The organism is Paracoccus yeei ATCC BAA-599, assembly GCF_000622145.1.
Taxonomy (GTDB): domain Bacteria; phylum Pseudomonadota; class Alphaproteobacteria; order Rhodobacterales; family Rhodobacteraceae; genus Paracoccus; species Paracoccus yeei.
Genome location: NZ_JHWH01000015.1, coordinates 44024 through 67022, shown reverse-complemented (window position 1 = coordinate 67022; position 22999 = coordinate 44024). Strand labels below are relative to the sequence as shown.

Genomic DNA, 22999 nt, shown 5'->3' with positions numbered 1-22999 from the left:
GTCAGGCGGGGACGGCCACCATGCCGCCATCCTCGCGCCGCAGGACCTGCATCGGCAGGCCATAGATCTGCCCCAGAACCTCGGGGCGCATCAGGTCGGCGGGCGTGCCCTGCATGGCCAGCCGGCCCGCCTTCATGGCGACGACATGGTCGCAGAACCGCGCCGCCATGTTGACCTCGTGCAGCACGACGATGGCGCTGCGCGCCTGCTCATGGCACATGCGGCGGACAAGCGAAAGCACCTCGACGGCATGGGCGATGTCGAGCGCGCTGATCGGCTCGTCCAACAGCAGCGTCCCGGCCTCCTGCGCGACCATCATTGCCAGCCAGGCGCGCTGGCGCTCGCCCCCCGACAGGGTATCGACCAGCCGGTCCGCGAATCCCTCGACGCCGCATTCGGCCAGCGCGGCATCGACGGCGGCATGGTCGCGCGGGCCAAAGCGGCCAAGCGCGCCGTGCCAGGGATAGCGCCCCAGCGCGACCAGCTCGCGCACCGTCATGCCCTCGGCCGGAGGCGTGGTCTGGGGCAGGAAGGCCAGCGCGCGCGCATGGTCCCGCGCCGAGCGCGCGGCGATGGCGCGCCCCTCGAACGCGACCCGCCCGGCCGAAGGGGCGACCTGCCGCGCCAGCACCTTCAGCAGCGTCGACTTGCCCGACCCGTTGTGCCCGATCAGCGCGATCACCTGCCCTTGGGGCAGGTCCAGGTCCAGGTCGTGGATCAGCCGGCGGCCCGGCACGTCCACGCACAGCCCGGACAGGGAAAACAGCGGCTCGGTCATCGCCTCGTCCTCATCATCAGCCACAGCAGCCAGGGCGCCCCCAGAAGCGAGGCGAACAGGCCCAGCGGCAGTTCATAGGGAAAGCCCGCCATGCGCGCGCCGAAATCGGCCGCGATCATCAGCAGGCAGCCGATCAGCGCCGCGCCCGTCAGATGGTCCTGCGCGCGCGCAAGCCCGATGCGCCGCGCCAGATGCGGCGCCATCAGCCCGACAAAGCTGAGCGGCCCGACCAGCACGGTCGCAGCCCCCGTGGCGATCCCCGCCAGCGCGATCAGCCCGACCCGCGCAGCCGCCAGCGGCAGGCCCAGCCCGCCCGCGACCTCGGGGCCCAGGGGCAGCAGCGCCAGCCAGCGCCGCGTCAGCCAGCCCAAGGCCCCGACCATGGCCGCAAGCCCCGCCAGGGCCGCCGCCGCAAGCGGTCCGACCTTGCTCGACGACCCGCTCAGCCAGGCCAGCACCTGCCAGGCCTGCGCGCTGCCCGTCGCCATAATCGCCGACAGGACCGCCGCCGCCATGCTGCTGACGGCGATCCCGGCCAGCAGCACGCGCTCGGCCGGCATCTCGCGCCGCCGCGCATAGACGGCGACCAGCGCCAGCGCCAGCGCCGCGCCCAGCATGGTGCCAAGCGCCAGCACCCCCTGCCCCGGCGCCGCGACCAGAAACAGCACCGCCGCATAGCCGATCGAGGCGCCGCCCGACACGCCCAGCACCTCGGGCGAGGCCAGCGGGTTCGCCGTCAGCCGTTGCAGCACCGCCCCGGCCAGGGCCAGGGCCGCCCCCGCCGCCCCCGCCGCGACCAGGCGCGGCAGCCGCAGCGGCAGAAAGGCGCGGAAACTGTCCCAGTCGAGCACCGCCCAGCCCCCCGGCACCCGCCCGACCCAGACCAGCACCAGCGCCAGCGCCACCACCGCCAGCGCCAGCCCCGCCAGCACCGGGGCGGGACGCGACAGGCGCGGCGCGGGCCCCTCGGCCGCCTCGGTCCCCGGCGGGGTTGATCCGCGCAGGCGCGGCAGCAGCCACAGCAGCAGCGGTCCGCCGATCAGCCCGGTCAGCGCGCCGGTCGGAAACATCTCGCCGCCGGCGCCGGCCAGCGCCAGCACCACCCCGTCGCAGACCGACAGGATCAGCGCCCCGATCAGCGGCGCCAGGGCCAGCACCTGCGCCATGCTTCGCGCGCCCAGGGTCCGGGCCAGCGCGGGCGCGGCCAGCCCGACAAAGCCGATCAGCCCCAGCTCGGCCGAGACGGCGGCCGCCAGCCCGACCGCCACCGCAACCCCCGCCGCGCGCACCAGCGCCACGTTCATGCCCAGACCCGCCGCCCCCGCCGCGCCCAGCGACAGCACCCGCAAGGGCCGCGCCAGCAGGGCCGAGGCCAGGGCCCCCAGCGCCAGCACCAGCACCAGAATGCGCACCCCGCTCCAGTCCTGCTGGACCAGAGAGCCGCCGTTCCAGATCACCAGCGACAGCAGGTATTCGCCCCGCGCCAGCGTGACCGCCGTGGCGATGGCCGATGCGGTCATGCCGACCAGCATCCCCGCGATCACCATCGTCACCGGCGCAAAGGCCCGCCGCGCGCCGATGGCCATGACCAGCGCGGCCGCCGCCCCCGCGCCCGCCAGGGCCACGGGCCAGCGGCCGTGCTCCAGCAGCCCGGGGGCCAGGATCGTCGCCATGACCAGCGCCAGCTGCGCGCCGGTCGAGATGCCCAGCGTCGTCGGGTCGGCCACCGGGTTGCGCAGCACCGCCTGCAGCAGCGCGCCCGACAGTCCCAGCGCCGCGCCCGCGACCAGCGCGATGACGCCGCGCGGCATCAGGCCGAAGGCCAGCAGGATCTGGCGCAGGTCCATGGCAGCGGGGTCGAAGGGCCAGGAGGGCCAGCCCGCGGGCAGCAGCCGGATCGCGGCCAGCCACCACAGGCCCAGGGCCAGGCCCGCCGCCCCGGCCAGCACAAGCGCCCGCCCCATCATGCCGCCTCCGGCTCCGCACCTGGCCACGCACCTGGCCCCGCGTCCAGCGCATCGGCCAGCAGCCCGGCAAAGCGCAGCGCCGCCGGCACGCCGCCAAAGGCGTTGACCTCGGGCAGGTGATAGACCCGGCCCGCCGCGACCGGCGGCAGCGCCCGCCACAGGATGCTGCGCGACAGGCCCTGCCGCGCCTCGACCGGGATGCCGCCCAGGATGACCAGCCGCGCCTCGGGGGTGTCGGCCAGCCGCTCGATGGGCAGGGGCGCGCGAAAGCTGAACTGCGTGCGGTCGGTCCAGGCGTTTTCCAGCCCCAGCCGGGTCAGCACGCTGCCGAACAGGCTGTCATGGCCGAAGGACCGCAGGTGGCGCGCGTCGCCGATGCCGATCAGGCTGAAGGGCCGGTCGGCATGGCGCTCGAGCCGCGCGGCCAGGGCATCCAGCCGCGCCTCGGCGCGCGCGCGGGCCTGGCGGGCGGCGGGCCGGTCGTCCACCGCCTCGCCCAGCCGGTCCAGCGCCGCAAGCGCCTTGGGCAGGGGCGGCTCGCCCGGTGTATAGACGTCGACCGACAGCACCGGCGCGATGGTTTCCAGCCGCGCCCGGTGCTGGACATAGAACGGAGAGCTCAGGATCAGGTCCGGCCGCGCCAGCTGCAACAGCTCATAGTTCGGGGCGCCGCGCAGCCCCAGGTCGATGACCCCGGGCGGGATCTCGGGCCGGGCGGCGTCGATGCGAAACCGGATCAGCTCGCAGGCCGCGACGGGCATGTGGCCGATGGCCACGGCGGTTTCCAGCATCGCCCAGTCGACGGCGGCAAGGCGGGGCGGGGCCGCCCCCTGCCCCCGCGCCGCGCCCGCCGCCAGCACCCCGGCGGCCAGCCCCAGGACAGCGCGCCGGCCCGGACGGGCCGCGCCGCCTACCACTTGTAGCTCAGCCGCGCCTGGATCTCGCGCCCGTCGCCATAGTTGCAGTAAAAGCTGCTGCAGCTGGTCAGGAACACCTTGTCGGTGATGTTGGTAACGTTCAGCGAGGCCTCGATATTGTCGCGGGTATAGCTCGCGCCGATATCGGCCAGCGTCACCGCGTCCAGGCGATAGGTGTTGGCGTCGTCGCCATAGCGTTCGCCGACATGGCGCACGCCACCGCCCAGCCGGACGCCGTTGCCAAAGTCATAGGACACCCACAGGCTCGCCAGATGATAGGGCGAGTTCGCCATCCGCAGCCCCTCGAACGCGCCACCCTCTTGCCGGGCGTCGGTATAGGTATAGGCCGCGCGCATGTCCCAGCCCTGGGCCAGCTCGGCCGTCGCCTCAAGCTCGAAGCCGCGGGAATGGACCTCGCCGATCTGTACGGGGAAGTCATCGATTATGCGGGTGACGTTGGTCTGCTTCAGATCATAGAGGGCGGCGGTGACCAGGATGTCCTGGCCTGTGGGCTGATATTTCACCCCCGCTTCCCATTGCTTGCCCTTGGTCGGCTCCAGCGTGTTGCCGTCGCGGTCGGTGCCGATTTCCGGATCGAACGAGGTCGAATAGGCCAGATAGGGCGCGATCCCCTGGTCAAAGACATAGGACAGGCCGACGCGGCCGGTCGTCTCGTTGTCCTTTTGCTTGGCGTCGGTCACGCCGGCGAAATTGGTATAGACGGTGCCGGTCTGCCGGACCCAGCTGTGCCGCAGCCCCAGCGAGGCGCGCCAGTTGTTCCACGAAATCTCGTCCTGGGCGTAAAGCCCGATCTGGTCGATGGTGATGTCTTCGTTCTTGATGTACCACGGCGCGCTGGCGACATAGGCGCCGCGATCCGGGTCGCGCCAGTCCAGCCCCGGCGGGGTCGAGAACTGCGTCGTGTTGTCGAAATCGTAATGCGTGATGTCCAGGCCCAGCAGCACCCGGTGCGTCGCGGCCCCGGTCACCGCCTCGCCGATCAGGCGCGTATCAAGATTCAGCGCCTTGCTGGTCTCGAACTGGTCGGTCTGGCCGATGCTGACGGTGGTTCCGTCCTCGCTCAGCCCGCTGGCGTAGAAACCGACATAATCCCAGTCGAATTTCTGATAGCGAAAGCTCTGTTCGAACCGCCAGCCGTTTTCCAGGTCGCGGCGGTATTCGACGCCAAAGTTGAACTGGCGACGGTCGCTGTCGTCGATGTCGGGATAACCGGCATAGAATTCGCGCAGATCCTCGCCATCCGCGATCCGGGTCAGCGCATAGGGCACCCCGGCCGGGGAAATCGGCCCGTCGTTCTGATAGGACACCAGCACGTCCAGCGTGCTGACCTCGTCCATCTGCCAGCGCAGCGCGCCGGCCAGATAGCCGCCCTTGTTCTCGACCTCCTCGACCTGCTCATGGCTGTCGCCCACGATCCCCGTCAGCCGCCAAGCCAGCGTGTCAGAGGCCGCCCGGTTCACGTCGAAGAACAGCTTGCGGTCCTTGAAGCTGCCATAGGACAGCCCGGCCTCGGCGAAATCCTCGGGCTGGGCGTGCTTCTGGACCAGGTTGATAATCCCCGCGGGCGAGCCTGCCCCGTAAAGCGAGGACGACGGGCCGCGCAGCAGCTCGACCCGCTCCATGCCGTACAGTTCCTGCGCCGGGGCGCCGAACTTGCGGATCAGCCGCAACCCGTTCAGATATTGCGAGGTGTTGCTGCCAAAGCCGCGGATGTTGGGTTCGTCAAATCGCGGATCGGCACCAAAGGGCTGGGCGTTCACCCCCGCCGAATAGCGCAGCGCCTGGCCCATGTTCTGCGCCCCCTGGTCGCGGATCTGCTGGCCCGTCACGACCGAGACGGACTGCTGGGTTTCCAGCACGCTGGTCTCGGTCTTGGTCGCGATCTGGGTCGTAGGCACCACATAGCCGCGCGTCGGCGCGGTGGCATCCAGCACGATCTCGTCCAGGACCACCGTTTCGGTGTCGGTCGTGTCTGCGGTCTGCGCGGCGGCCGGGATCGCCAGGGCAAGCGCGCTGGTGCCGGCCAGGAACAGGAAACGGGCGGAAAGCATCAAGGGTCCTTTCAGGGCGGAGGCGAGGGGAAAAGCCTGACCAATTTTGTTAACCTTGCCATTTCCCGGCGCGTGCGGGCAAGCGGCCGGTCCCGCGCGATGGCCATCCCGTCCCGCCCGTCTGGCATTTTTGCAACGAGCCAGGGCCTGATGCGCGATGGCCGCCATCCGGCATCGCGCCCCGGTTGCGCCCTAGATCAGCTCGGTCGCCCCGCCATAGGCCGCGACCATGCGGTCGGCGGTCAGCAGCACCATGCCCTCGGCCGCGGCCTGCACCACCAGCATGCGGTCGAACGGATCGCCATGCAGCGGCGGCAGGGTCGCAAGGCCCAGGCAGTGCCGCCCCTCGACCGGCAGTTCCTGATAGCCGTTCGCCAGCAGCCCCGCGCGCAACACGCCCGGATCGACGCGAAAATCGGGCCGGTCCAGCGCCCGCTTGATCGCCACCTCCCAGATGGATGCCGCGCTGAACCACAGCGCGTTGCCCGGATCCGACAGCCGGCGCACCGTGGCCTGCGGGATGCGTTCGACCGCAAAGGCCGACCACAGCAGCAGATGCGTGTCCAGAAGCAGGTTCAAGACGGCTCGCCACCCTCGAACAGCGCGCGGATGGGGTCCGCCCCCATGCTGTCGAAATCCTCGGGGACGCTGGCCTGGCCCTGCAGGAACCCCAGCCGGCGCGGCGTCTCGGCCTCAAGCCGCGTGACCTTGACCAGGGGCTTGCCGGCGCGGGCGATGACAAAGCTTTCGCCCGCCGCCGCCGCCTCGACCAGGCGCGACAGATGGGTCTTGGCCTCGTGGATGTTCACGGTCTTCATCGGCTGGCCCCTGGCTTAGTTCACCGAACCTAGTCCACTCGGGACGGAAAATCAACCACCGGCGTCCACAGCACGTCCTCGATGCGCGGCGCGCCGGTCGCCAGCATCACCAGCCGGTCGAACCCCAAAGCGCAGCCCGAGGCGGCGGGCATGACGTCCAGCGCCGCCAGGAAATCCTCGTCCAGCGGATAGCGTTCGCCATAGACGCGGGCCTTCTCGTCCATCTCGAGAACAAAGCGCCGGCGCTGCTCGGCCGGGTCGGTCAGCTCGCCGAAACCATTCGCAAGCTCGACCCCGCAGGCGTAAAGCTCGAACCGCTCGGCCTCGCGCGGGTCGGCGGCGGGCCGCGCCAGCGCCGCCTCGGCCGCCGGATAGCGGTCCAGGATCAGCGGCCGGTCCCGGCCCAGATGCGGCTCGACCTGTTCGACCAGCACGCGCGACAGCATGTCAGACCAGGTGTCGTCCTCGGCCAGCCGGATGCCCTGGACCTGCGCACGCAAGGCCGCCGCGTCGGTTTCGGCGCCCTCGCAGGTCGCCAGCAGGTCGATGCCGGCGAATTCGCGGAATGCCTCGGCCACGCTCATCACCTCGGGCGCGGCAAAGGGGTCGCAGCGCATCCCCCGGTGTTGCAGCACCTCGGCCCCCGCCGCCTCGGCCGCCAGCCGCAGGAAGGCGGCGCAGTCCTGAAACAGCACCCGGTAATCCTCGGCCACGCGATACCATTCCAGCATGGTGAACTCGGGGTGGTGCAGCGCGGTGCGCTCGCGGTTGCGCCAGACATGGGACAGGGCAAAGATCCGCCTCTCGCCGGCCGCCAGCAGCTTCTTCATGGCGAATTCGGGACTGGTGTGCAGATAGGCCGGGTGGCCCTCGCCGTCGTTTCCGATCAGCGTGGTGGCAAACCCGTGCAGATGCGCTTCGTTGCCCGGGCTGGCGGCCAGGGCGGCGGGGTCCACCTCCAGGAAGTCGCGCGCCGCGAGCCAGGCCCGAAGCGCGTCGCGGATGCGACCCCGCGCCAGCAGCAGCGGGCGCCGCCCGGCATGGCGGTCGGGATCCCACCAGGGCGTGTTCTGCGGGGTGTCTTGCGGATGCCTCATGGCCCGGACTCCTTGCGATTGCGCGCCCGCCCGCTTGCGGCTGGCAATGCGCCGCGGAAAACGCTATGGGACGCCATCCCGCCGGCAGGCTTAGCCGGCCCTTCGGTATTTGAAAAGCACGCAAGGAAACCGCCCTTGAAAGTCATCGCCTCCAGCCTTCGCAAAGGCAATGCCGTCGAAATCGACGGCAAGCTCTATGTCGTCCTGACCGCCACCAACTTCCACCCCGGCAAGGGCACGCCCACGACCCAGGTCGACCTGCGCCGCATCTCGGACGGCAACAAGGTGTCGGAACGCTGGAAGACCACCGAACAGGTCGAACGCGCCCATGTCGACGAACGCGCCTACAACTTCCTTTACGAGGACGGCGAAGGCTTCCACTTCATGGAGCCCGAAAGCTACGAGCAAGTCACCGTTTCGCCCGATGTGGTCGGCGACGACAAGGTGTTCCTGGAAGACGGCATCAGCGTCTTCCTGCAGGTCCACAACGGCGTCGCCATCGCCATCGAACTGCCCCAGAAGGTGACGGTCGAGGTGGTCGAGACCGAGCCGGTGGTCAAGGGCCAGACCGCCTCGTCCAGCTACAAGCCCGCCGTCGCCCACAACGGCGTGCGCATCATGGTGCCGCCCCATATCGGCGTCGGCACCAAGGTCATCATCAACACGGCCGACCTGACCTACGTCGAACGCGCCAAGGCCTGACGCGCCCGGCCAGGGACGCGGCGGGGGCCGACTGCCCCCGCACCCCCGTGGGTATTTGCAAAACGGTGAAACACGGGCGGGCCGCTTCCCGGCTTCTTTCTTGTTTCAAATATCCCCGCCGGAGGCACCGGCAGCCGCCAGGGGCGATGCCGGCGCCAGGGGGCGGGGCCCTCAGAACGGGCTGTCGGGGTAATAGAACTGGCTGGCGTTTTCCGGCGTGATCAGTTCCGAGCCGATGATGAAGCGCCCGGTCATCGGGGCCTTCGACACGAAACGCAGCGCCGTCATCTCGATGGCCGAGGAGATCAGCGCCGGCGGATAGGTCACGTTCACCGGCAGCTGCTTGTCGCCGTCCATGATGCGCTTGACGATCTCCTTCATGCCGGCGCCGCCGACCACCCACATCTCGTCCTGCCGGTTCGCGGCCGAGATCGCCTCCAGGACGCCGGTCGCCATGTCGTCGTCGGCCGCCCAGACCGCGTCGATCTGGGGATATTTCGCCAGATAGTCCTGCATCACCGCGAAGGCGTCGTCGCGGTTCCAGTTGCCGTGCTGCATGTCGAGGATCTCGACCTCGGAGCCCTCCAGCGCCTTCTGGAACGCCTCGACGCGTTCGTTGTCCAGCGTCGTCGGGATGCCGCGCAGGACCACGATCTTGGCCCCGGGCTTGAGGTTCGCCTTGAAATACTCGCCCGCGACGCGGCCGAAGGCGGCGTTGTCGCCGGCGACATACAGGTCCTCGATGCCGTCCTGCGACAGGCCGCGGTCCACGACGGTCACGAACTTGCCGGCGTCCTTCACGGCCTTTACGGGCGCGGTCAGCGGTTCGGATTCAAAGGGCAGCACGACCAGCGCGTCGATGTCGCGCGTGGCCATCATGTCCTCGATGTCGTTGACCTGCTTGGCGCTGTCTCCGGCGGTCGACAGCACGAATTCCAGGTTCGGATAGGTTTCACCCAGCCGCTTGATGGTGTCCTGCGCGTGCCAGTTCAGCCCGCCCATGAAGCCATGCGTGGCCGAGGGGATCGAGACGCCGATGATCGTCTTTTCCCCCTCTTGCGCCGCGACCGGGCCGGCCAGTCCCAGCGCCGCCGCCAGCGCCGCGGCTTTCATCAAGTTTCTGCGTTGCATCCTTTTCCCCTCCCCATAAGGGCCGCTATTCGGCAGCCCGCTTTTCCCGCTGCAAGACGACAGCCAGGACGATGATGACCCCCTGGATCGCCCCGTTCAGATAGGGGCTGACCAGGTCGGCCAGATTCAGGATATTGTCGATCAGCGACAGGATCAGGACGCCGACGACGGTGCCCCAGACCCGGCCGCGCCCGCCCTTCAGCGCGGTGCCGCCGATGATGACGGCGGCAATCGCCTCAAGCTCCCATAGGACGCCCGTCGAGCCCGAGGCCGAGCCCAGGCGCGGCACATACAGAACCACCGCCAGCCCGACCAGCATGCCAAGGCCCACATAGGTCAAAAGCCGCACCCGGTTCACGTCGATGCCGGAATAGCGCGCCACCCGGTCGTTCGATCCGATCGCCTCGACATGGCGGCCGAAACGGGAATGGCGCATGACCCATTCGCCCAGGACCGCGACCACGGCAAAGGTGATGATGGGCCAGGTCAGCCAGCCGATGCCGCCGTAATAGACCGGACGGTACAGCGTCCGCAGCCCGTAGTCCAAGGACAGCGTGCCGCCGTCGGCCAGCCAGGTGACCAGGCTGCGGAAGATCCCCATGGTGCCCAGCGTGACGATGAAGGGCTCGATCCGGGCCTTTGTGACCAGCGCGCCGTTCAGATAGCCCGCCGCCAGCCCGCCCAGAATGGCGACCCCCATGCCCAAAAGGACCGTGCCCCAGTTCGCCCCGGTCAGGGGCAGCGCGCCGTTCATCGCCAGGATCGCCAGCCCCGCCAGAAAGGCGGCCATCGCCCCCACCGACAGGTCGAGCCCGCCCGAGGTGATGACAAAGGTCATGCCGACCGCGATCATCCCGATGAAGGCCGAACGCGCCAGCACGTTGGTGATGTTGGCGGGCGCCAGGAACGCGGGGTTCAAAAGCGCCCCCAGCACGATCAGCGCGACCAGCGCGACGATGGGTCCCAGGGTATGCAGGTCGATGCGCCTCATGCGGCCTCCTTGACGCCCATGGCGAGGCGGACGATGGTTTCCTCGGTCAGCGCGTCGCCCTCGACGATGCCGGCGACGCGGCCCTCGCGCATGACCAGCACGCGGTCGGACAGGCCGATCACCTCGGGCATCTCGCTGCTGATGACGATGACGCTGCGCCCCTCCTCGGCCAGGCGGCGGATGAAGGCATAGATCTGGCGCTTGGTGCCGACGTCGATGCCGCGCGTCGGCTCGTCGATGATGACGATGCGCGGCTCGGTCAGCATGGTCTTGGCCAGCAGCAGCTTCTGCTGGTTCCCGCCCGAGAGCTTCCCCGCCGCCATGTCGCGGCTGGGCGCGCGGATGTCGAAATCGGCGGTGGCGCGGTCCAGCGCGGCGTCCTCGGCGGCGGTGTCGATGCGCCAGCCGCCGAAGCGCTCCAGCACGGCCAGCGTCAGGTTCTCGCGCAGGGGTTTCTCCAGCAGCAGGCCCGCCTCCTTGCGGTCCTCGGTCAGATGGGCGATGCCTGCGGCAAAGGCGTCGCGCAGGCTGGCGATGCGGACCGGCCGCCCGTCCACCCGCACCTCGCCCGAGGCCGCGCGCAGCCCCACCAGCCCCTCGGCCAGTTCCGTCCGCCCCGAACCGACCAGCCCCGCGATGCCCAGCACCTCGCCCCGGCGCAGCGCCAGGTCCACCCCGTGCACGCGGCCAGGCACCGTCAGCCCTCGCGCCTCCAGCGCGATCTCGGTTCCCGGCGCGCCTTTCGGCGGATAGAAGTCCTGCAATTCGCGCCCGACCATCGCCGTCGCCATGCCGTCCTCGGTCAATTCGCCCCGCAGCGCGCGACGCACCACGCGGCCGTCGCGCAGGACGGTGATGCGGTCGGCCAGATGCGCCACCTCGTCCAGCCGGTGCGAGCAGTAAAGGATCGCCACCCCCTCGGCCCGCAGCCGGTCGATCTGTTCGTAAAGCGCGCCGACCTCGCGATGGGTCAGGACGGCGCTCGGTTCGTCCATGATCAGCACGCGGGCGCGGCGCGACAGCGCCTTGGCGATCTCGACCATCTGCCGGTCGGGAACCGACAGGTGGCGGATCAGCGCCTCGGGGCGGATCGGGCTGTGCAGCCGGTCCAGAAGCGCCTGCGCGCCCGCCCGCATGGCGGCATGGTCCAGCCGGAAGCCTCCGGGCTCGCGCCCCAGAAAGATGTTGGCCGCGACCGACAGGTCCGGGGCCAGGTTGAACTCCTGGTGGATCACCACGATGCCGGCCGCCTCGGCCTCGGGGCCGGCGGCGAACTGGACGGGCCGGCCGTCCAGCATCACCTGCCCTTCGGTGGGCGACAGGAACCCGCCCAGGATCTTCATGATGGTGGACTTGCCGGCGCCGTTCTCGCCGATCAGGGCATGGACCTCGCCCGGCTCCAGGGCCAGGTCGACCCCGTGCAGCACCGCGATGGGGCCGAAGCTTTTCGACACGCCCTGAAGCGCCAGCACCGTCATGGCGCCACCTCGACCCAGGCCCCGTCGCGCGCCGAGGACGCCTGCGCCGCCGCGATGAAGCCCATGCCCGACAGCCCGTCGCGCAGGCCCGGCACGCGGTCCAGCGGCCCCGCGTCGCCGCGGATGATCGCGGCGATGTCGCTGTAAAGGTTCGCGAACCCCTCCAGATAGCCCTCGGGGTGGCCGGGCGGGGTGCGGAACGACCCGGATCGGTCCTGCGCCCGCGTCAGCACCCGCGCCGGCCCGTCCTTGGGCCAGATCACCAGCCGCTCGCTGGCGTCGAGCCGCCATTCCAGCCCACCCTCGGTGCCAAAGACCCGCAGCGACAGCGCGTTTTCCTGGCCCACAGCGACCTGGCTGGCCCAGATCCCGCCCCGCGCGCCCGAGGCATAGCGCAAGGCCACCCGCGCGTCGTCGTCGATCGGCCGCCCCGGCACCATGCTGGACAGCTGCGCCGAGACCTGCGCGGGTGTCTCGCCCGTCACGAAAGCCGCCAGCTGCCAGGCGTGCGTCCCGATATCGCCAAGCGCGCCGGCCCCGGCCCGCGCCGGATCGGTGCGCCATTCGGCCTGCTTGCTCTTCAGATCGTCCGCCAGCCAGCCCTGCAGATACTCGGCCTGCACCAGCCGCACCTGCCCCAGCGCGCCCCCCGCCACCTGCGCGCGCGCCTCGCGCACCATGGGCAGGGCGCTGTAGTTATGCGTCAGAAAGAACCGCGCGCCGCTGGCCTGCGCCGCCTCGGCGATGGCCGCCGCCTGCTCGGCCGTCGCGGCCAGCGGCTTGTCGCAGATCACATGGATGCCCGCGCGCAGGAAGGCCACGGCGGGGCCCGCGTGCATGTGGTTCGGCGTCACGATGCTGACCGCCTGCACCCCGTCGTCGCGCGCCGCCTCGACCCGCGCCATTTCGGCGAAATCGTCATACCCACGGATGCCCAGCTCCGCCGCGCTGGCCTGCGCGCGGCCCGGATCGCTGCTCAGCGCGCCCGCGACCAGCGTGAAATGCCCGTCCATGCGTGCGGCGATGCGGTGGACCCCGCCGATAAAGGCCCCGCTGCCGCCGCCGACCATCCCCAGGCGGATCGGCGTCATAGCCCCAGCGCCCGGTCGATGGCGGCGCGGTCCACGCCACTGGCCGCAAAATCGTCGAAGGCATGCGGCGTCACCCGGATGATGTGGTCGCGCACGAATGCCGCGCCCTCGCGCGCGCCGTCCTCGGGGTGCTTCAGCGCACATTCCCATTCGACCACGGCCCAGCCGTCAAAGCCGTATTGCGTCAGCTTGGAAAACACCGCGCCGAAATCCACCTGCCCGTCGCCGGGGCTGCGGAACCGGCCCGCCCGGTCCACCCAGTTCTGGAACCCGCCGTAAACGCCCTGACGCCCGGTCGGCCGGAACTCGGCATCCTTGACGTGGAACATGCGGATGCGGTCGCGATAGATGTCGATGTTCGCCAGATAATCCAGCTGCTGCAGGACATAGTGCGATGGGTCGTACAGCATGTTCGCGCGGCCGTGCCCGCCCACCCGCTCCAGGAACATCTCGAAGGTCACGCCGTCGTGCAGGTCCTCGCCCGGATGGATCTCATAGCAGACATCGACGCCGTTTTCCTCGGCCAGGTCCAGCAGCGGACGCCAGCGCGCCGCCAGCGTGTCGAAAGCCGCCTCGACCAGCCCCGGCGCGCGCTGCGGCCAGGGATACAGATAGGGCCAGGCGAGCGCGCCCGAAAACGTGGCCATCCGGTCCAGCCCCAGCATCCGGCTGACCCGGATCGCGCGGGCCACCTGCCCCACCGCCCATTCCTGCCGTGCGCCCGGCCGGCCGCGCAGGGCCTCTGCCGCAAAGGCGTCGAAGCCCGCGTCATAGGCCGGATGCACGGCGACAAGCTGGCCTTGCAGATGGGTCGAAAGCTCGGTCACGGCAACGCCGTTCGCCTGCGCCACGCCCAGGAATTCGTCGCGGTAATCCTGCGACGCCTCGGCCCGGTCCAGGTCCAGGATGCGCGCGTCATGGGTCGGCACCTGCACGCCCAGATAGCCCTGCTCGGCCGCCCAGCGGGTGATCCCGTCCCAACTGTCGAACGGTGCGCTGTCGCCGATGAATTGCGCCAGGAACAGCGCAGGCCCCTTGATGGTCCGCATCGGAATCTCCCCTCTCCCGGAACGCAGCCTGCCCTGCCCTGCAATCGTTTGCAAGCGCTCTCTGCGACGGCTTGCCGGGGCCCGCGCGGGGCCCTACTGTGGCGCGATGGAAAAGGCTGTGGACAAGGCGGGCGTCCGGGCAAGACTGGCGGATGTGGCGCGGCTTGCGGGGGTCTCGGCCTCGACCGTCAGCCGCGTGCTCTCGCGCCCCGAGGTGGTGGCCCATGCCACCCGCGATGCGGTGATGGCGGCGGTCGCCGCGACCGGCTACCGGGTGAACCACGCCGCGCGCAACCTGCGCAAGGGCCGCACCGGCAGTGTGGTGGCGCTGGTCCCGAACCTCGGCAACCCCTTCTTCGCCAAAATCCTCGAAGGCATGAGCCGCGAACTGGCCGGCGCCGGCTACGACCTGCTGGTCGCCGACACGCTGGACGGCCAGGGCCGCGACCGGGCGCTGGCCCGGCATCTGGACGCCTCGCGCGCCGACGGGATCATCCTGCTGGACGGGCATGTCTCGCTCGACGCGCTGGCCGATCCGGATGCGCCTCCGGTCGTCACCGCCTGCGAATGGATCAAGGGGGCCAGCCTGCCCCGCATCATGCTGGACAACCGCCAGGGCGCGGCGATGGCGGTCGCGCACCTGCGCGGCCTCGGCCACCGCCACCTCGGGCTGGTCGGCGGGCCACCGGACAACGTCCTGCACCGCGCCCGCCGCATCGGCGCGCTGCAAGCGGCGCGCGGCCTGCGCGTGACCGAATTCCCGGGCGATTTCTCGATGCAGTCGGGCCGCGCCGCCGCCCGCACCTGGCTGGCGCTGGCCCCCGCCGACCGCCCCGCCGCCGTCTTCGCCTTTTCCGACGAAATGGCCTGCGCCTTCCTCGCGGAATTGCAGCGCCACGGCCTGTCCGTGCCCGCCCAGGTCTCGATCGTGGGCTTCGACGATATCGAGCTGGTCTCGCATCTCGCGCCCGCGCTGACCACCGTGCGCCAGCCCAAGCGCGAGCTTGGCCGCCAGGCCGCCCGCACCATCCTCGACCGCATCGAGGGACGCGCCGTCGCCCCCCTGACGCTGCTCGCCCCCGAACTCATGCTGCGCGAAACGACCGCCCCCCCGCCATAGCGCTGGACGGCCCGCGCGCCCCGCGCCAATATCGCGCGCGAACGCATCAGGAGAGTGCCCGCATGGAACGCGACGCCGCCCATATCGCCCTTTTCGCCGCCATGATCGCGGCGCTGGGGCTTGTCCCGCAGATCACGCTGGCCTTCGGCGTGCCGATCACCGCGCAGACGCTGGGCGTCATGCTGGCGGGTGCGGTCCTGGGCGCGCGGCGCGGCGCGATGGCGGCGGGGGTCTTCATCCTGCTGGTCGCGCTCGGCCTGCCGCTGCTCGCCGGCGGGCGCGGCGGGCTCGGGGTCTTTGCCTCGCCCACCGCGGGCTTCGCGCTCGGCTTCCCGGTCGCGGCCTTCGCCACGGGGCTCTTCGTCGAGCGTGTGCGCCTGCGCCCGGCGGGGCTGGCGGCGGGGCTTGGCGCGGTCTTCGGCGGCATCGCGGTCCTATACCTGATGGGGGCGGCGGGCCTCGCGCTCGTCTCGGGCAAGCCGCTGGCGCAGGCCTTCGCGCTGGTCTCGGTCTTCATCCCCGGCGACCTCCTGAAAGCCGCGATCTGCGGGATGCTGGTGCAGGCCATCGCCCGGGTCCGGCCGCAAAGCCTGGCCTGGCACCGCCCGGCGTGACCGGCGACGACCGCTTTGCCACGCCCCGGCCCGACCAGATCATCGGCACCGGGGCGCGGTCCCAGAACGCCCCGGCCGCCGCCGCGCTGATCGACGGCCTGACGCGGGGCCAATCCATCCTTGCGACGCAAGACCCCCAGCCGATCCGCCCCGCGCCGGGCCCGCCGGGGATGCTGTTCTGCCAAAGCTCGGGCAGCACCGGGCGCGTCAAGACGATCCGGCGCAGCCAGGCGTCCTGGATCGCCAGCTTCCGCGTCAACCGAGACGTCTTCGCCATCACCCCCCGCGACCGCTACGCGACCCTGGGTCACCTCGGCCACTCGCTGTCGCTTTACGCCGCGATCGAGGCGCTGCACCTTGGCGCCGGCCTCATGGTGCTGGCGGGCGACAGCCCCCGCGCCCAAAGGCGCGCGCTGGCCCGGGCGACGGTGCTTTACGCCACGCCCGCCCAGCTGCACCGGCTGGCGCTGGCCGGCGGCACCCTGCCCGCGCTGCGCCACATCCTGTGCGGCGGCGGCCGGCTGGATGAGGCCACGCGCGACGCCGCCCGCGCCCTTTGCCCACAGGCACAGCTGCGCGTCTTCTACGGCGCCTCCGAAACCAGCTTCATCGCGCTCGCCGACGCGGACACGCCGCCGGGCTCGGTCGGCCGCGCCTATCCGGGCGTCCAGATCCGCATCGACTCCGACGGCGCGATCTGGGTCGCCAGCCCCTATCTGGCCCAGGGCTACGCCGAGCCCGACCTGCCGCCCCCGACCCGCGACGGCACCTTCATGGCGACCGGAGACCTCGGCACCCTCGACCCCCACGGCAACCTGATCCTGCACGGCCGTCAAAGCCGGCGCATCACCACGCTCGACCGCACCCTGTCGCTGGAAGATGTCGAGGCGGTGCTGGCCGCCCACGGCGCGCCCCTGTCGGTGGCCCTTGCCCTGCCCGATCCCCGGCGCGGCATGGCGGTCCTGGCGGTGGTCCAGGGGCCGTCCGACGACGCGCTGGCCGCCCGCCTGCGCCGCGCCTGCCGCGAGACGCTGGGCGATCACGCCGCACCGCGCCGCATCGTCTTTGTCGCCAGCCTGCCGATGCTCGCCTCGGACAAGCCCGATCTCGCGGCGCTGGCCCGGCTGTGCGTTGCGCCATGACCGGCGCGCGGATCGTCGCCGCCCGCCGCAGCCCCGTCGTCCCGCGCGGCGGCGCGCTCGCGCGGCTGGAACCCCACGACCTCGCCGCCCCGGTCGTCGCCGCGCTGCTGGCCGACGCCGGCCTGCCCCCTGCCCAGGTGGACGAGTTGATCCTGTCGAACGCGCTTGGCGGCGGCGGCAATCCCGCGCGCCTGGCCGCCCTCGCCGCCGGGCTGCCGGTCACGGTCGGCGGGCTCAGCATCGACCGGCAATGCTGCGGCGGGCTCGACGCGATCCTGCTGGCCGAGGCGCTGATCCGCGCGGGCCGCCATCAGGCCGTCATCGCGGGCGGGGCCGAAAGCTACTCGCGCCGCCCGCTGCGGCTGCGCAGCGACCCGGACGGCGGCCCGGCCGTGCCCTATGACCAGCCGCCCTTCACGCCCTGGCCCGACCGCGACCCCGGCATGGCCGAGGCGGCCCATGCCATCGCCCGCGACCTCGGGATCGCGCGCGCGGCGCAGGACGCCTGGGCCGTGGCCAGCCACGCCCGCGCCCTGGCCGCACCCCCCTGCCCCGGCCTCGTGCCCATCGGGGGCATCGCCCGCGACCCCTATGCCCGCGCGCTGACCCCGCGCCTCGCCGCCCGCGCGCCGGCGCTTGCCGGCAGCGTCAGCGCCGCCAACACCGCCGTCGCCGCCGATGGCGCGGCCTTCTGCCTGCTGGTCTCGGACGCCCTCGCCCGCCGCCTGGGCCTGCAAGGGGCGCGCATCCTCGGCGCGGCCAGCCTCGGGGCCGATCCCGAATGGCCGGGCCTGGCCCCCGTCCCCGCGATCCGCGCGGCCCTGGCCCAGGCCGGACTGACGCCCGCAGACCTTGACGCCGTCGAGCTGATGGAGGCCTTTGCCATCCAGGCCATGGCCTGCGCCGATCTGGCTGGCCTGCCCGCCGACCGCATCAACCGGGGCGGCGGGGCGCTCGCGCGCGGCCATCCCATCGGCGCCTCGGGCGCGGTGAACGCGGTGCGGCTGTTTCATGACCTGCGCCCAGGCCAGCGCGGCCTTGCCGCCATCGCCGCCGCGGGCGGCCTTGGCAGCGCGCTGGTGATGCAGCGCTAAAGCCCCCGGAAGGTGGCGTATTCCTCCAGCGCCGCGCGTTCGGTGCGCAGCGCGTTTTCCGGCGCGTCGCGGTCGGGCCAGCCAAGCGCCACGCCGCAGACCACCATCTCATTCTCGGGCAGGTCCAGCAGGGCGTGGACCTGCGGCCCGTAATTCGCCAGCGCGCCGATGCCGGTCGCGCCCAGACCCCGCGCCTCGGCCGCCAGCAGCAGCGCCATCAGGCTCATCCCCAGGTCCATGAATCCGCCTGGGCCCATGCGTCGGTCGATCGTCACGACCACCCCGACCGGCGCCCCGAAAAAGGCATAGTTGCGCCGGAACTGGCGCCGCCGTCCCTCCAGGTCGCGCCGCTCGATCCCCAGCGCACGATAAAGCGCATGGCCCGCCGCGCGCTGCCGCGCCTTCAGCACGGGCGGCATCGGTTCGGGGAACCAGCCGTATTCCTTGCTTTCAGGGGTTCCGGCCGCGATGGCCGCCTCAAGGCCCGCCACTAGCCCGGCCAGCGCCGCGCCCGCCAGCACATGGAAGCGGCCCGGTTGCAGGTTCGCACCGCTGGGCGCGGTCCGGGCCAGGCGCAGGATCTCCTCGATGGTCGCGCGCGGCACCGCACCCGGCCGGAACGCCCGGCACGAACGCCGCCGCCGCAAGATCTCGTCGAACCCGTCCATGCCGTCCCCTGCCGTCGCCGTCGCCGTCGCGGCCGGGGTTAGCAGAAAGCCAAGGCGTGTTCCACCGCCCTGCCCCGGCGCTATGCCCCCATGCGGTATCCGGGCGTCGATTCCGAAAGCGCCCGTTCCGCGTCGTCCATGTCCTCGCCGATGTCCTGGAACAGGGGCGTCGAGAGATAGCGTTCCCCGGTGTCGGGCAGCATGGCCAGAATAGTCGCGCCCGGCTCGGCCCCTTCGGCGATGCGCATGGCGACGGCAAAGGTCGCCCCGCCCGAGATGCCGGTCAGGATGCCCTCGCGCGCGGCAAGCTGCCTGGCCCAGGCGATACCCTCGGCCCCCGGCACCGTGACCAGCGTGTCATAGGTACCCGAATCCAGGGTCTCCTGCAGGACATAGGGAATGAAGTCGGGGGTCCAGCCCTGGATCGGATGCGGCTCGAAGGCCGGGTGGCTTCCGGCCGGCGCATGAACGGGCCCGCGCTGCTGCGGCGTGCCGCTGGACACCAGGGCGGCGTTCGCGGGCTCGGTCAGCACGATCCGGGTTTCGGGGCGCTCGCGGCGCAGGACCCGGCCCAGCCCCGTGACCGTGCCGCCCGTGCCATAGCCCGTGACCACGTAATCGAGCCTTTCATCCTTGAAATCATTGATGATTTCCCGCGCGGTCGTGGTCTCGTGGATATCGGCATTGGCCCGCGTCTCGAACTGGTGGGCCAGGAACCAGCCATGCGCCTCGGCCAGTTCCACCGCCTTGGCATACATGCCGGTGCCCTTTTCGGCCTTGGGCGTCAGCACCACCTTGGCCCCCAGCATCCGCATCAGCCGCCGACGCTCGACCGAAAAGCTTTCGGTCATGGTCACGACCAGCGGATAGCCCTTTTGCGCGCAGACCATGGCCAGCCCGATGCCGGTGTTGCCGCTGGTCGCCTCGACCACGGTCTGGCCCGGCTTCAGCGCGCCCGAACGTTCGGCCTCTTCGATGATGTTCAGCGCCAGCCGGTCCTTGACCGAGGCGGCCGGGTTGAAGAATTCGCATTTGACATAAATCCTGACCCCCTCGGGCGCCAGGTTGTTGATCCGCACCACGGGCGTGTTGCCCACCGTGTCCAGGATGCTGTCGTAAAGCCGACCTCGGCCCTCGGTCGTCCTGGTGCCTTGCGCTGCCATCGTCCAAGCCCTCCGTCCTTGTGCCCGGGAATCGCCCGGGCCCCGCCCAGATGACCGCGCCCGTCCCGGATTCGCAAGGGAAAACAGGGCCGGCGCGGGGTTTCGCGGCGAAACCTCAGCGCTCTAGGACCGAGCGGATGTGAACCATCAGCATGTCCATCAGTTCGTCGTGCAGGGGCTCGCCCTCAAGCCGCAGGACATGGGCCCTGCCCTCTTTCCCACGGCGGATGGTGATGCCGCTGGTGGTGCGGATGGTCACATCGTCCAGCCAGCCGACCTGCGGCGGGACGCGCGCCTTGGGCCGGCCGCCCCGGGACGGATCGCGCGGCCGGACCTCGGCCGCCTCCAGCACCGCCTCGATCAGCTGCCATTCCTCCTCGGCATCCTCGGGGTCGGCCACGGACAGGGCCTGGCGGATGCGGGTCTCGGCCCCGCCGCGCAGGGCCGTCGACAGGCGCAGCCCCCGCCGTTCGGTCAGCGCCTCGGGGAATCGCAGCATGTCGCCCAGCTCCTCGAAGATCAGCGCGAAGGAGCGGACCTTCGATCGCTTGGCCTTCGAGCCGCTGGCGAAAAGCTTGTTAACCGCGTCCTCGGTGTTGGCGAAGGCGCCCTGGTTCGCGGCGATGACGGCGATGCGGCCGCGTTCGAAATGGCTCAGCTCCTCGCGGACCTCGTTCTCCTCGACCATCAGGACGAAGGCGGCGTCCGCCTCGGCCCGGGGGCGGATCAGGGCGCGGATGCGGGCATAGCGGTCGTCGCCGGTCAGCGCATGGAGCGCCCGGACGGCGTGCAGCCGGCGATAGCCCGAGAGCAGCCCATAGCGCGGGGGCGTACCGTCGCCTGTCTCGAACACCTCGATCGGCAGGCGCAGGCCATGGGCGGCGATGGACAGGCGCAGTTCCTGCATATCCTCCTCGGTCATGACCATGCGGTCGCGGATCATCGCGGCCTCGTCGATCTGGTCGATCGGCAGTTCGGCGATCAGCAGGCCGCGCGTCTCGGCCTCCTGCAGGCGGGCCGCATCGGCCTCGGCCTTGGCCCGTGCGGCCCGCGCGGCGGCGCTTTCCGGGCTGGCGACGGCAGCGCTTTCCGCCGCCACCTGGGCAATCGGGGCAATCCCCCGCCCAAGGCTCGGCAGCGAGGTTTCGCTGCGAAACTGCTCTTCGATCCGGCTCAGATCGGCGCTGCTCGGGGTTTCCAGACGCCTGCGCTTAGCCATTGGCCTGCTCCTTCTCGTTCATCTGCAGGTCGCGCCACCAGGTGCCCAGGATCAGCTCCTTGACCTCGGCCCAGGTGCGGTCGAAGGTCTCGCGGCCCCGGACATAGGTGTCGCGGTTGAACTCGCGGTAATCGGCCTCGTAGATGCCGTTCACCTGCTCCCCGGCCTGGCCGACCATGGCGGTCAGCTCCTGGCGATAGGTGGTCATGAAATCGCCGAAATACGCCTGGATCACATTGGCCAAGTCGGTCTGCTGGGCGGCGTCGAAGCGGGTGATGATGGCGCGCACCGCGTCCCATTCGAAGCGCATCTCGGGCAGGCCCTCGCGCCGGCGGGCGGCGTTCTCGCCCTCTTCGACGCTGGCGAAGGTCGAATAGAGCATGTCGAAGAACCGGCCCGTCGAGTCGAACTCAAGGAAGGACGCGCCCAGCGGCACCAGCAGGATATCGGCGGCGGCCAGGGCGTTGATCGTCAGGTAGCCAAGCGCCGGCGGCGTGTCGAGGATGATGATGTCGTAGCGGTCGACGATGCCGTCGTTGACCAGCGCATTGCCAAGCGCGTCCCACAACGGCCAGCTGCGCAGGCCCATGCGCCAGACCGGAACCTGGAATTCGGCCCAGTAGAGGTTCAGCTGCGCCCCGAGCAGGTCGATGTTCGGCCAATGCGTGGGCTGGATCAGGTCCTGGGCAGAGATGGTCAGGGCCTCGGTCAGGGTCTCGTCGAAGGGCAGGGCGGCTTGGCCCGCCGCCGCGCGGACCTGGTTTTCGTCCCGAAGCGCCATGGCATAATCCTTGGCCATCAGCGGAAAGGCGGTCGACCATTCGTCAGCCACCTTGCCCCCCATGATCGAGGTCATGCTGCCCTGGCTGTCCAGGTCCACGACCAGCACCCGGTAGCCGTCGAGCGCGGCCGACATGGCGATATGGGCGGCGGTCGAGGTCTTGCCGACGCCGCCCTTGAAGTTCGCGACCGCCAGGATCTTGGCCGGCAGCCCCTCGGGGCGCCAGGGGCGGTATTCGCGGCCCGCCGCGCCCTCGGCCGCGAAATGGTCGCGCAGGCGCAACACGTCCTCGAGGCTGAACCATTTCGAATTGCCCTCGCCCTGGCCCTGGGGCAGGTCGGGGTTCCTGAGCAGCACCCGGCGGAAATGGGCGGGCGCGACCGGGATCAGGTAGCGGCAGACCTCCCAGGTGGAAAAGCGGCGCAGGCGCTTGCGGCCGTCGGGGGCGTAGCCGCGCTCGGCCAGGTCCTGCCGGCCGCGGGCGGCGAAGGCCGCGGCCCGGGCGAATCGGGCGGTGTCGATCGGCTCGGACAGGCGCTGCGCGGCCCGGGCGGGGTCGATGTTGAAATAGGGGGGAAGGGGGTCCTTGCCTGATGACATCCTGCTACCTTTGCGACGTGCTGCTGCTTTTGGTGTTTTGGGCAAACTATTGCACATGGACCGCGGCGAGGGAATCGCCCCGCGCCGGTTTCGCAGCAAAACCCCCCATCCATACCCGAAAAGCAACAGCGGAAAGTTTGTCTTCTCTTTCAGAGGTTTAAAGGCTTTGAAGCGGGAAAGTCCAGAAAGATCAGGATGATGACAGGCCAAAGGCACCCGGATACAGGACCACGGGGACCCGATTCCGGGATCGAAGGTGCCCGGATACGGGGCTCAGGGCACCGATTCGCGGGATAACGGGGTTCCGTCTGCGGGAAGGGGGCCAAAGGCGGGTTCAGGCTGGCACCAGGGGCGCCAAACCCGGCCGGATCACGCCGGGCCATCCCGGAAACGGGTGCCTTTCGGGCCCGCCGAAGGCGTGAGGGACCCGTTTCCGGGACGGTCCCGAACAGCGCGGACGGCGTCCCGAGGCACCTGCGCGCGCGTTGTGGCCGGGCACCTTTTGGC

At 70.8% G+C, this 22999-nt stretch carries 21 protein-coding genes; 5 read left to right on the top strand and 16 right to left on the bottom strand.

Annotated features, from left to right (window positions below; translation table 11 throughout):
* Nucleotide 1: 1 nt before the first annotated feature.
* The 7 genes from BU28_RS0109760 to epmA form a co-directional block, all read right to left on the bottom strand.
* Nucleotides 2-778, bottom strand: coding sequence for an ABC transporter ATP-binding protein (locus BU28_RS0109760; RefSeq protein ID WP_028719320.1), 777 nt, complete (start codon nucleotides 776-778; stop codon nucleotides 2-4).
* Nucleotides 775-2745, bottom strand: coding sequence for a Fe(3+)-hydroxamate ABC transporter permease FhuB (gene fhuB, locus BU28_RS0109755; RefSeq protein ID WP_416171847.1), 1971 nt, complete (start codon nucleotides 2743-2745; stop codon nucleotides 775-777). The genes BU28_RS0109760 and fhuB overlap by 4 nt, the downstream gene beginning before the upstream one ends.
* Nucleotides 2742-3662 carry an ABC transporter substrate-binding protein gene (locus BU28_RS22550; protein ID WP_051578097.1) on the bottom strand — a complete coding sequence of 307 codons (921 nt, stop codon included), beginning with the start codon at nucleotides 3660-3662 and terminating at the stop codon, nucleotides 2742-2744. The genes fhuB and BU28_RS22550 overlap by 4 nt, the downstream gene beginning before the upstream one ends.
* Nucleotides 3656-5734, bottom strand: coding sequence for a TonB-dependent siderophore receptor (locus tag BU28_RS0109745; protein WP_036762549.1), 2079 nt, complete (start codon nucleotides 5732-5734; stop codon nucleotides 3656-3658). The genes BU28_RS22550 and BU28_RS0109745 overlap by 7 nt, the downstream gene beginning before the upstream one ends.
* Before the next feature lie 192 nt (nucleotides 5735-5926).
* Nucleotides 5927-6313 (bottom strand): type II toxin-antitoxin system VapC family toxin, encoded by a 387-nt coding sequence (locus tag BU28_RS26275; protein WP_028719317.1) that lies wholly within the window; start codon nucleotides 6311-6313, stop codon nucleotides 5927-5929.
* On the bottom strand, nucleotides 6310-6552 hold the full coding sequence (locus BU28_RS0109735) for a type II toxin-antitoxin system Phd/YefM family antitoxin (protein WP_028719316.1): 243 nt from the start codon (nucleotides 6550-6552) through the stop codon (nucleotides 6310-6312). The genes BU28_RS26275 and BU28_RS0109735 overlap by 4 nt, the downstream gene beginning before the upstream one ends.
* 29 nt (nucleotides 6553-6581) lie before the next feature.
* Nucleotides 6582-7649, bottom strand: coding sequence for an EF-P lysine aminoacylase EpmA (epmA, locus tag BU28_RS0109730; protein ID WP_028719315.1), 1068 nt, complete (start codon nucleotides 7647-7649; stop codon nucleotides 6582-6584).
* A 135-nt stretch (nucleotides 7650-7784) separates the two neighbouring features.
* On the opposite strand from epmA, the gene efp reads away from it, so the two are divergent.
* Nucleotides 7785-8351 carry an elongation factor P gene (efp, locus tag BU28_RS0109725; protein ID WP_028719314.1) on the top strand — a complete coding sequence of 189 codons (567 nt, stop codon included), beginning with the start codon at nucleotides 7785-7787 and terminating at the stop codon, nucleotides 8349-8351.
* Between the two features lie 171 nt (nucleotides 8352-8522).
* Here the strand turns inward: efp and BU28_RS0109720 are convergent, their stop codons facing one another.
* The 5 genes from BU28_RS0109720 to BU28_RS0109700 are packed head-to-tail and all read right to left on the bottom strand — an operon-like array spanning nucleotide 8523 to nucleotide 14091.
* Entirely contained in the window at nucleotides 8523-9482 is a 960-nt protein-coding gene (locus BU28_RS0109720) for an ABC transporter substrate-binding protein (RefSeq protein WP_028719313.1), read from the bottom strand.
* A gap of 25 nt (nucleotides 9483-9507) precedes the next feature.
* A complete protein-coding gene (locus BU28_RS0109715) occupies nucleotides 9508-10473 on the bottom strand; it encodes an ABC transporter permease (RefSeq protein ID WP_028719312.1) in 966 nt (321 codons plus the stop codon).
* Entirely contained in the window at nucleotides 10470-11951 is a 1482-nt protein-coding gene (locus BU28_RS0109710) for a sugar ABC transporter ATP-binding protein (protein WP_028719311.1), read from the bottom strand. Before BU28_RS0109710 ends, BU28_RS0109715 begins: the two co-directional genes overlap by 4 nt.
* Nucleotides 11948-13042 (bottom strand): Gfo/Idh/MocA family protein, encoded by a 1095-nt coding sequence (locus BU28_RS0109705; protein ID WP_028719310.1) that lies wholly within the window; start codon nucleotides 13040-13042, stop codon nucleotides 11948-11950. The genes BU28_RS0109710 and BU28_RS0109705 overlap by 4 nt, the downstream gene beginning before the upstream one ends.
* Entirely contained in the window at nucleotides 13039-14091 is a 1053-nt protein-coding gene (locus BU28_RS0109700; RefSeq protein ID WP_028719309.1) for a sugar phosphate isomerase/epimerase family protein, read from the bottom strand. The genes BU28_RS0109705 and BU28_RS0109700 overlap by 4 nt, the downstream gene beginning before the upstream one ends.
* 106 nt (nucleotides 14092-14197) lie before the next feature.
* Here BU28_RS0109700 and BU28_RS0109695 point away from each other — a divergent pair, with 106 nt between their 5' ends.
* From BU28_RS0109695 to BU28_RS0109680, 4 genes are all read left to right on the top strand, one after another.
* A complete protein-coding gene (locus BU28_RS0109695) occupies nucleotides 14198-15211 on the top strand; it encodes a LacI family DNA-binding transcriptional regulator (RefSeq protein ID WP_028719308.1) in 1014 nt (337 codons plus the stop codon).
* 62 nt (nucleotides 15212-15273) lie between these two features.
* Nucleotides 15274-15825 carry a biotin transporter BioY gene (locus BU28_RS0109690; RefSeq protein ID WP_028719307.1) on the top strand — a complete coding sequence of 184 codons (552 nt, stop codon included), beginning with the start codon at nucleotides 15274-15276 and terminating at the stop codon, nucleotides 15823-15825.
* Nucleotides 15822-16967, top strand: coding sequence for an AMP-binding protein (locus tag BU28_RS0109685; protein WP_036762546.1), 1146 nt, complete (start codon nucleotides 15822-15824; stop codon nucleotides 16965-16967). Before BU28_RS0109690 ends, BU28_RS0109685 begins: the two co-directional genes overlap by 4 nt.
* Nucleotides 16964-18061, top strand: coding sequence for a thiolase family protein (locus BU28_RS0109680; RefSeq protein ID WP_028719305.1), 1098 nt, complete (start codon nucleotides 16964-16966; stop codon nucleotides 18059-18061). The genes BU28_RS0109685 and BU28_RS0109680 overlap by 4 nt, the downstream gene beginning before the upstream one ends.
* Here the strand turns inward: BU28_RS0109680 and BU28_RS0109675 are convergent.
* The 4 genes from BU28_RS0109675 to BU28_RS0109660 form a co-directional block, all read right to left on the bottom strand.
* Entirely contained in the window at nucleotides 18058-18729 is a 672-nt protein-coding gene (locus BU28_RS0109675) for a nitroreductase family protein (RefSeq protein ID WP_028719304.1), read from the bottom strand. The genes BU28_RS0109680 and BU28_RS0109675 overlap by 4 nt on opposite strands.
* A gap of 80 nt (nucleotides 18730-18809) precedes the next feature.
* On the bottom strand, nucleotides 18810-19892 hold the full coding sequence (gene cysK, locus BU28_RS0109670; RefSeq protein ID WP_028719303.1) for a cysteine synthase A: 1083 nt from the start codon (nucleotides 19890-19892) through the stop codon (nucleotides 18810-18812).
* Nucleotides 19893-20007: 115 nt separating this feature from the next.
* Nucleotides 20008-21111 (bottom strand): ParB/RepB/Spo0J family partition protein, encoded by a 1104-nt coding sequence (locus tag BU28_RS0109665; RefSeq protein ID WP_028719302.1) that lies wholly within the window; start codon nucleotides 21109-21111, stop codon nucleotides 20008-20010.
* A complete protein-coding gene (locus tag BU28_RS0109660) occupies nucleotides 21104-22492 on the bottom strand; it encodes an AAA family ATPase (RefSeq protein WP_028719301.1) in 1389 nt (462 codons plus the stop codon). The genes BU28_RS0109665 and BU28_RS0109660 overlap by 8 nt, the downstream gene beginning before the upstream one ends.
* Nucleotides 22493-22999 lie beyond the last annotated feature (507 nt).

Excerpts from the sequence above, each read along its gene's own strand:
- BU28_RS0109745 (WP_036762549.1), bottom strand. The coding sequence starts at position 5,734 with ATGCTTTCCGCCCGTTTCCTGTTCCTGGCCGGCACCAGCGCGCTTGCC.
- BU28_RS0109700 (WP_028719309.1), bottom strand. The coding sequence starts at position 14,091 with ATGCGGACCATCAAGGGGCCTGCGCTGTTCCTGGCGCAATTCATCGGC.
- BU28_RS0109665 (WP_028719302.1), bottom strand. The coding sequence starts at position 21,111 with ATGGCTAAGCGCAGGCGTCTGGAAACCCCGAGCAGCGCCGATCTGAGC.
- BU28_RS0109760 (WP_028719320.1), bottom strand. The coding sequence starts at position 778 with ATGACCGAGCCGCTGTTTTCCCTGTCCGGGCTGTGCGTGGACGTGCCG.
- BU28_RS0109660 (WP_028719301.1), bottom strand. The coding sequence starts at position 22,492 with ATGTCATCAGGCAAGGACCCCCTTCCCCCCTATTTCAACATCGACCCC.
- BU28_RS0109695 (WP_028719308.1), top strand. The coding sequence starts at position 14,198 with ATGGAAAAGGCTGTGGACAAGGCGGGCGTCCGGGCAAGACTGGCGGAT.
- cysK (WP_028719303.1), bottom strand. The coding sequence starts at position 19,892 with ATGGCAGCGCAAGGCACCAGGACGACCGAGGGCCGAGGTCGGCTTTAC.
- BU28_RS0109720 (WP_028719313.1), bottom strand. The coding sequence starts at position 9,482 with ATGCAACGCAGAAACTTGATGAAAGCCGCGGCGCTGGCGGCGGCGCTG.
- epmA (WP_028719315.1), bottom strand. The coding sequence starts at position 7,649 with ATGAGGCATCCGCAAGACACCCCGCAGAACACGCCCTGGTGGGATCCC.
- BU28_RS0109715 (WP_028719312.1), bottom strand. The coding sequence starts at position 10,473 with ATGAGGCGCATCGACCTGCATACCCTGGGACCCATCGTCGCGCTGGTC.
- BU28_RS0109690 (WP_028719307.1), top strand. The coding sequence starts at position 15,274 with ATGGAACGCGACGCCGCCCATATCGCCCTTTTCGCCGCCATGATCGCG.
- BU28_RS0109675 (WP_028719304.1), bottom strand. The coding sequence starts at position 18,729 with ATGGACGGGTTCGACGAGATCTTGCGGCGGCGGCGTTCGTGCCGGGCG.
- BU28_RS0109680 (WP_028719305.1), top strand. The coding sequence starts at position 16,964 with ATGACCGGCGCGCGGATCGTCGCCGCCCGCCGCAGCCCCGTCGTCCCG.
- BU28_RS0109705 (WP_028719310.1), bottom strand. The coding sequence starts at position 13,042 with ATGACGCCGATCCGCCTGGGGATGGTCGGCGGCGGCAGCGGGGCCTTT.
- fhuB (WP_416171847.1), bottom strand. The coding sequence starts at position 2,745 with ATGATGGGGCGGGCGCTTGTGCTGGCCGGGGCGGCGGGCCTGGCCCTG.
- BU28_RS0109735 (WP_028719316.1), bottom strand. The coding sequence starts at position 6,552 with ATGAAGACCGTGAACATCCACGAGGCCAAGACCCATCTGTCGCGCCTG.
- BU28_RS0109710 (WP_028719311.1), bottom strand. The coding sequence starts at position 11,951 with ATGACGGTGCTGGCGCTTCAGGGCGTGTCGAAAAGCTTCGGCCCCATC.